The 6,654-nt window shown below is 71.4% G+C and carries 4 protein-coding genes; 3 read left to right on the forward strand and 1 reads right to left on the reverse strand.

Annotation, left to right across the window (positions count from 1 at the left end):
- Window position 1 precedes the first annotated feature (1 nt).
- The gene (locus ACFWWU_RS34900; RefSeq protein WP_384152385.1) at window positions 2–1,015 is read right to left on the reverse strand and encodes a LacI family DNA-binding transcriptional regulator; all 1,014 of its coding nucleotides are present in this window, start codon (window positions 1,013–1,015) and stop codon (window positions 2–4) included.
- A gap of 439 nt (window positions 1,016–1,454) precedes the next feature.
- Here ACFWWU_RS34900 and ACFWWU_RS34905 point away from each other — a divergent pair, with 439 nt between their 5' ends.
- From ACFWWU_RS34905 to ACFWWU_RS34915, 3 genes are all read left to right on the forward strand, one after another.
- On the forward strand, window positions 1,455–2,420 hold the full coding sequence (locus ACFWWU_RS34905; RefSeq protein ID WP_384152388.1) for a glycoside hydrolase family 6 protein: 966 nt from the start codon (window positions 1,455–1,457) through the stop codon (window positions 2,418–2,420).
- A gap of 169 nt (window positions 2,421–2,589) precedes the next feature.
- Window positions 2,590–3,870, forward strand: a complete 1,281-nt coding sequence (locus ACFWWU_RS34910; RefSeq protein WP_384152391.1) for a glycoside hydrolase family 6 protein — start codon at window positions 2,590–2,592, stop codon at window positions 3,868–3,870.
- 496 nt (window positions 3,871–4,366) lie between these two features.
- The gene (locus ACFWWU_RS34915) at window positions 4,367–6,523 is read left to right on the forward strand and encodes a glycoside hydrolase family 9 protein (protein WP_384152394.1); all 2,157 of its coding nucleotides are present in this window, start codon (window positions 4,367–4,369) and stop codon (window positions 6,521–6,523) included.
- Window positions 6,524–6,654: the final 131 nt, after the last annotated feature.

Genomic DNA, 6,654 nt, shown 5'->3' on the forward strand with positions numbered 1-6,654 from the left:
GTCAGGCGCTGGCGCGGGTGACCAGACGCGTGGGGAGAATCAGCGGGGTGGGATCCTGTCCGTTGATGAGCGCGACGAGCATGCGCGCCATCTCCCGGCCGAGACCCTGTATGGGCTGGTGAACCGTGGTCAGCGGCGGATCGGCGATCTGGGCCACGGCCAGGTCGTCGAAGCCGATCACGGCGACGTCACCGGGGACCGGCCGGCCGGCCTCGCGCAGCGCGCGCAGCGCCCCGGCCCCCATATTGTCGTTGGCGGCGAACACCCCGTCCAGGTCGGGATGGTTCGTCAGCAACGCGGCCATGGCGGCGGCTCCGGTGGACTCGGTGAAGTCCCCGGCCTCCGGCGGATACGGATCGAGGCCCGCCGCCAGCATGGCATCCCGGTAGCCGCGGTACCGGGCTCGCCCGACCTCGGTGTCCAGACGCCCGGAGATCGTGGCCACACGAGTCCGGCCGGACGATATCAAGTACTCGGTCGCCTGGCGCGCTCCCCCGACGTTGTCGACGTCCACGTACCACCGAGGGTCCACACCGACCGGGCGCCCGCCGAACACGACGGGCATCTCCGCCTCTTCGGCCATGCGGGCCAGCGGATCGTCCTCGCGCAGCGCCATCAGCATCACGCCGTCGGCACCCTTGGCCCGAAGGAGCTGCTCCACTCGCTTGCGGCCCCGGTCGGAGGCGGCCAGGCACAGCATCAGGTGCAGATCGGCGTCCTCCAGGGCGGCCGAGGCCCCCACGATCACCTGGGCGAAGAACGGATCCGCGAAGATCGACGGATCCTCGCCCGAGACGACCAGGGCGGCCGCCCCGGTCTGACGGGTCGCCAGCGCGCGGGCGGTCGAATTCGGTACGTAGTCGAGCTGATGGACGGCCCGTTCGACCGCCTCGCGTTTGGCGCGGCTGACGTGCGGGGCGTTGTTGAGCACACGGGACGCCACCGACCGCGAGACACCGGCCAGCTCGGCCACCTCGTCGAGTGTCGACTGCCGGCGTGGCACACCTTCCGCCATGAACCTGCCTCTTTCTCTCACGGCCTGACGGTCGCGCCCCCGAGCCTTGTCCACCCCGCCCCGCCCGGCCCGTCAGGCGAAGGTCAACAGGTGGGAGCCTCAAAGACCCTCAAAGACCGGAAGACTGGGAGCGCTTCCAGTTCCAGGACTGTAAACCCTTCCTGCCGTCCTGTGAAGTGTGGGTTAAACGGTGGTACTTGACAGGCCGAACGGGGCGTCACACGATACCGCCCACAACCCGAGGCATGCGGAGTGGCGGTTGGGACCGCTTCCAGTGGGAGCGCTTCCACGAATCTCCGTACGGCCGACGGATGCTGTCGCCCCCGCCGGAGAGTCACCGGCACCACGGGGACGTCGTACCACCGCACTTCCTCAGTGCGCCGCTTGCTCAGGACGAGAGCGTGCGGCGCATCCGCCGCCAGGAAACCGAGGTACAGTCATGCGCCGCAGATTCCGCGCCCTCGCAGCAGCCCTCTTCGCCCTGCCGTTGGCACTCGCCGTCGCGCCGTCCGCACACGCGGCCGACCCGACCACCATGACCAGCGGGTTCTACGTGGACCCGAACTCCAGCGCGAAGCAGTGGGCCGCCGCCAACGCCGGTGACGGCCGGGCGTCCGCGATCAACGCGTCCCTGGCCAACACTCCGATGGCCCGCTGGTTCGGCTCCTGGAGCGGCACCATCGGCACCGCCACGGGTGCGTACGTGGGGGCGGCGGACCACGGGGACAAGCTGCCCGTCCTCGTCGCCTACAACATCTACCACCGCGACTACTGCGGCGGGCATTCCGGAGGCGGAGCCGCCTCACCGTCCGCCTACGCGAGCTGGATCGCGCAGTTCGCCGGCGGGATCGCCGACCGCCCGGCCGTCGTCGTGCTCGAACCGGACTCCATCGCGGACTACGGCTGCATGAACCAGACCCAGATCCGCGAACGCCAAGGCATGATCAGTGGAGCCCTCGCCGAGTTCAACCGCCAGGCGCCGAACACCTGGGTCTACCTCGACGCCGGTAACCCCGGCTGGGTGAGCCCGGCGACGATGGCCCAGCGCCTCCATGAAGCCGGCCTCCGGCAGGCGCACGGCTTCTCCCTCAACATCTCCAACTACTACACCACCGCCCAGAACACCGCCTACGGCAACGCCGTCAACAGCGAACTGGGCGCCCGCTACGGCTACACCAAGCCGTTCGTCGTCGACACCAGCCGCAACGGCAACGGCGCCAACGGCGAGTGGTGCAACGCGGCGGGCCGCCGCATCGGCACCCCCAGCCGGCTGGGGGGCGGCGCCGAAATGCTCCTGTGGATCAAGGCCCCGGGCGAGTCCGACGGCAACTGCGGCGTCGGAGCCGGCTCCTCGGCCGGACAGTTCCTCCCCGAGGTCGCCTACAAGATGATCTACGGCTACTGACCCCCGACTCCTGTGGCCCGCTCCCTCCCCGTCCCGCGACCGGGCCACAAGGACAGTCCGCGGCGTCTCGGCCGGGCCGGTCACGGCCCGCCCTCCGCACGCACAGCCGGCGGCCCGGCCTTCGCGGCGGACGCTCCACCCCTCATCCGTCCTTCGACCAGGAGCATTCATGAAGCCACGCAGCCTACGGCGCCGCGCGACCGCCGCCATAGCGGCACTCGCGGCCTGTGCCGCCCTCGCAGCGACACAGGGGCAGGCACAGGCCGCACCCACCGCGGACACGATCACCCCGGCCACGAAGTTCTACGTGGACCCGCACAGCAAGGCCGCCAAGCAGGCTCTCGTCGACCTCAGGAACGGCGACCTCGCGAACGCCACGAACATGGCCAGGCTCGCGAGCCATCCGCAGGCCGAGTGGTTCACCGAGGGCACGCCCGACGAGGTGCGCGTGAAGGTGAACAAGCTCGTCCGCAAGGCCCGGACGGTCGACCGGACCCCCCTCCTGGTCGCCTACAACGTGCCCGGCCGGGACTGCACGCAGTACTCCAGCGGCGGAGCCGCGTCCTCCGCCGCCTACCGGCAGTGGATCGACGCCTTCGCCGCCGGGATCGGCGACAGCAAGGCGGTGGTCGTGGTCGAGCCCGACGGCCTGGCCCTCCTCCCCAGGGACTGCGGGCCCACCGTGGACCCGACCGGTGAACTCACGGCCACCCGTATCGCCGATCTCGAGTACGCCGTCAAGACCATCAAGTCCAAGCCCCGCACCGCGGTCTACCTGGACGCGGGCAATGTCCTGTGGCGGCCCGTCGGCGAGATGGCGCAGCGGCTGCTCGACGCCGGGGTCCGGTACAGCGACGGCTTCGCCCTCAACGTCTCCAACACCCACCCCACCGACCACAACGCCAGGTACGGCACCTGGATGGCCAAGTGCATGTGGTTCGCCACCGAGGGACCCGAGTACGCACGCGGCCACGCCGACTGGTGTGCCACCCAGTACTACTCGCCCGCCGCGCCCAACGACGGGGCCCCCGGCAACGCCGTCGACTCCGCCGACCCCACGACGTGGCGCTGGACCGACGCCTGGTTCGACCAGAACGTGGGCACCCCGTCCAACGACGAGCTGCACCACTTCGTCATCGACACCAGCCGCAACGGCCTGGGCGCCTGGGCCCCGGAGCCCGGCAAGTACACCGGGGACCCGGAGATCTGGTGCAACGCGCCCGGCCGTGGCCTCGGCCCGCGTCCCACCGCCGACACCGGCGTCCCGCTCGTCGACGCCTACCTGTGGGTCAAGATCCCCGGAGAGTCCGACGGCAGCTGCACGCGTAACACCGGCGGCACGATCGATCCCGAGTACGGCATCGTCGACCCGCCCGCCGGCACCTGGTGGCCCGAACAGGCCCACACCCTCGCCCGCAACGCGGCACCGCGGCTGACGTTCAACCGCTGAGCTCCGTCCCACCCCGGTCCACGTCCGGCCACGAGAGGAGACTCACTCGTGGCCGGGCGCCTCCGATTTCCCGTCAGCCGCCGGGGCCACCCGGCCACCCCGAGACGCCACACGACGTCGAATCGACCAGGAGGACGACTTCTCGCCGCCGCGGTCGAGGCCGTTGACGGTGATGGCGGGCGTTACTAATCTGCGCTCCAGATCTCCGACCTACCGACCGATGTTCGATATTTCGTCAATTGGGAGCGCTCCCATACGTCGCCGTCCGCGAAGCAGGAGAGACGACTGACATGCACGGCGCGGCCGCGGACCCGCACCGACAGCGCCAACCAGCGGTTCCGGTGCGTCGACTCCGGCGGCGGCTACTACCGGATCAAGGCACAGCACTCCTCCGGGGGCGACTACCTCCGTCCGCCCTGGCGGATGGGCCTGCTCACCCGGACCGACTCCACCCGCTGATCACCACGACCACACAGACGACACACAGGAGCCGCTCATGCCCCGCACCACTCCGTCGTTACGACCCCCTGTACGCTTCTCCGCCGCCCTGTTGACGGGCGCCCTCCTCCTCGGGGGTCTCATGACCGCACCGGCCGCCACGGGCGTGTCCGCCGCGGCGGCGACCACCGCCGTACGCGTCAACCAGGTCGGCTACCTGCCGGACGGACCCAAGCGCGCCACCGTCGTTACCACGGCGACGCAGGCGCTCACCTGGCAGCTGCGGAACGCGTCCGGGACCGTGGTCGCCTCCGGACCGACCGTCCCGCGCGGAGCGGACACACCGTCCGGGCAGTCGGTCCAGGTGGCCGACTTCTCCTCGTACCGGAGCGCGGGCTCGGGATACTCCCTGGCGGTCGACGGCAGTAGCAGCGCGCCGTTCGACATCCGCGCGGACCTCTACGACGCGCTGCGCGCCGACTCCATGGCGTTCTTCCACCACCAGCGCAGCGGCATCGCGATCGATGCCTCCCTGGTGGGCTCGGCATACGCGCGCCCGGCCGGACATCTCGGTGTCGCGCCCAACAAGGGCGACGTCTCCGTCCCCTGCCAGGCCACCGTGTGCGACTACACCCAGGACGTCAGGGGCGGCTGGTACGACGCGGGTGACCACGGCAAGTATGTGGTGAACGGCGGCATCTCGACCTGGCTGGTCGTCAACTCCTTCGAGCGGGCGAAGCGAGCGGGCAAGGACGCGGCGCTCGGTGACTCGACCCTGCGCGTCCCCGAGCGCGGCAACGGAACGCCGGACGTCCTGGACGAGGCGCGGTGGGAGCTCGACTTCCTGATGCGCATGCAGGTGCCCGCGGGCAAACCGTACGCGGGCATGGCGTTCCACAAGATCCATGACGCGGCCTGGACCGGCATGCCGATGCGCCCCGAGCAGGACGCCCAGCCCCGCGAACTGCACCGCCCGTCCACGGCGGCGACCCTGAACCTCGCGGCGGCCGCCGCGCAGTGCGCCCGGGTCTTCCGGCCGTACGACTCCGCGTACGCCGACCGCTGCCTGTCGTCCGCCCGCCGGGCCTGGACGGCGGCGCAGGCCAACCCGGCGGTGTACGCGCCGGATTCGGACAGCACGGGCGGCGGGGCCTACGGGGACACGCGGGTCACCGACGAGTTCTACTGGGCGGCCGCCGAGCTGTACGCGGCGACCGGCGAGAGCGCCTACCGGGAAGCGGTGACCTCCTCGTCCTGGCACACCTCCGCCGACGCGTTCAGCCCGTACGGCTTCGGCTGGGCGGACACGGCCGCGCTCGGCCGGCTCGTCCTGGCCACCGTCCCCACCGGGCTGCCCGCCGCCGACGTGGCCCGGGTCCGTGGCTCGGTGACCTCGGCCGCGGACGGCTACCTGTCCAGGATGGCCGCCCAGGGCTACGCGGTGCCCGTCCCGGCGGACGGGTACTTCTGGGGCTCGAACGGCGAGGTCGCCAACGACGCGGTCGTCATGGCCGTCGCCGGGGAACTGACGGGTGACGGGCGCTACCGCGCCGGCGCGCTGGAGACCATGGACTACCTGCTCGGCCGCAACGCCCTCGGCCTGTCGTACGTGACGGGCTACGGTGAGGCGTCCTCGCAGAACCAGCACCACCGCTTCTGGGCCCACCAGTTGGACCCCTCGCTGCCCCACCCGCCGGCGGGATCGCTCGCAGGCGGCCCCAACAGCGCGCTCCAGGACCCGGTGGCGCAGGAGAAGCTGACCGGCTGCGCACCGGCCGCCTGCTACATCGACCACATCGACTCGTACTCGACCAACGAAGTGGCCGTCAACTGGAACGCCCCGTTGGCCTGGCTCGCCGCCTACGCCGCCGAGCGGAGCTCCACCGGCGAACCGCCCACCGCCGCCTGCGCGGTGACGTACGCGGTGAGCAACGTCTGGAGCACCGGCTTCACCGCGACCGTCACGGTCCGGAACACCGGCCAGACGGCCGTGGACGGATGGCAGCTGACCTGGACCTACCCGGGCGGTCAGCGCGTCACGAGCGCCTGGAACGCCACCGTCACCCAGAACGGCACTGCCGTCAGCGCCCGTAACGCCGACTGGAACCGGGCGATCGCCCCTGGTGCGACCGCGAGCTTCGGAGTCCAGGGGACGTACAGCGGGACCCACCCCTCCCCCACGGCCTTCGCCGTCAACGGAAGCGCCTGCGCCTGACCCACTGCCGGGCGGGGGCCGGGGGGGGGGGGCCCCCCCCCCCCGCCCGGCCCCCCCCCCCCCCCCCCGCCCGGCGGAGGGGGCGCCCCCCCCCCGAACCCCGCGCCGACGGACATAAAAAACCACAAACC

Source organism: Streptomyces sp. NPDC058650, from assembly GCF_042717315.1.
Lineage (GTDB): Bacteria > Actinomycetota > Actinomycetes > Streptomycetales > Streptomycetaceae > Streptomyces.

What these genes read in the sequence shown, in the direction of transcription:
- ACFWWU_RS34900 (WP_384152385.1), bottom strand. Translation starts at nt 1,015, where the DNA reads ATGGCGGAAGGTGTGCCACGCCGGCAGTCGACACTCGACGAGGTGGCC.
- ACFWWU_RS34905 (WP_384152388.1), top strand. Translation starts at nt 1,455, where the DNA reads ATGCGCCGCAGATTCCGCGCCCTCGCAGCAGCCCTCTTCGCCCTGCCG.
- ACFWWU_RS34910 (WP_384152391.1), top strand. Translation starts at nt 2,590, where the DNA reads ATGAAGCCACGCAGCCTACGGCGCCGCGCGACCGCCGCCATAGCGGCA.
- ACFWWU_RS34915 (WP_384152394.1), top strand. Translation starts at nt 4,367, where the DNA reads ATGCCCCGCACCACTCCGTCGTTACGACCCCCTGTACGCTTCTCCGCC.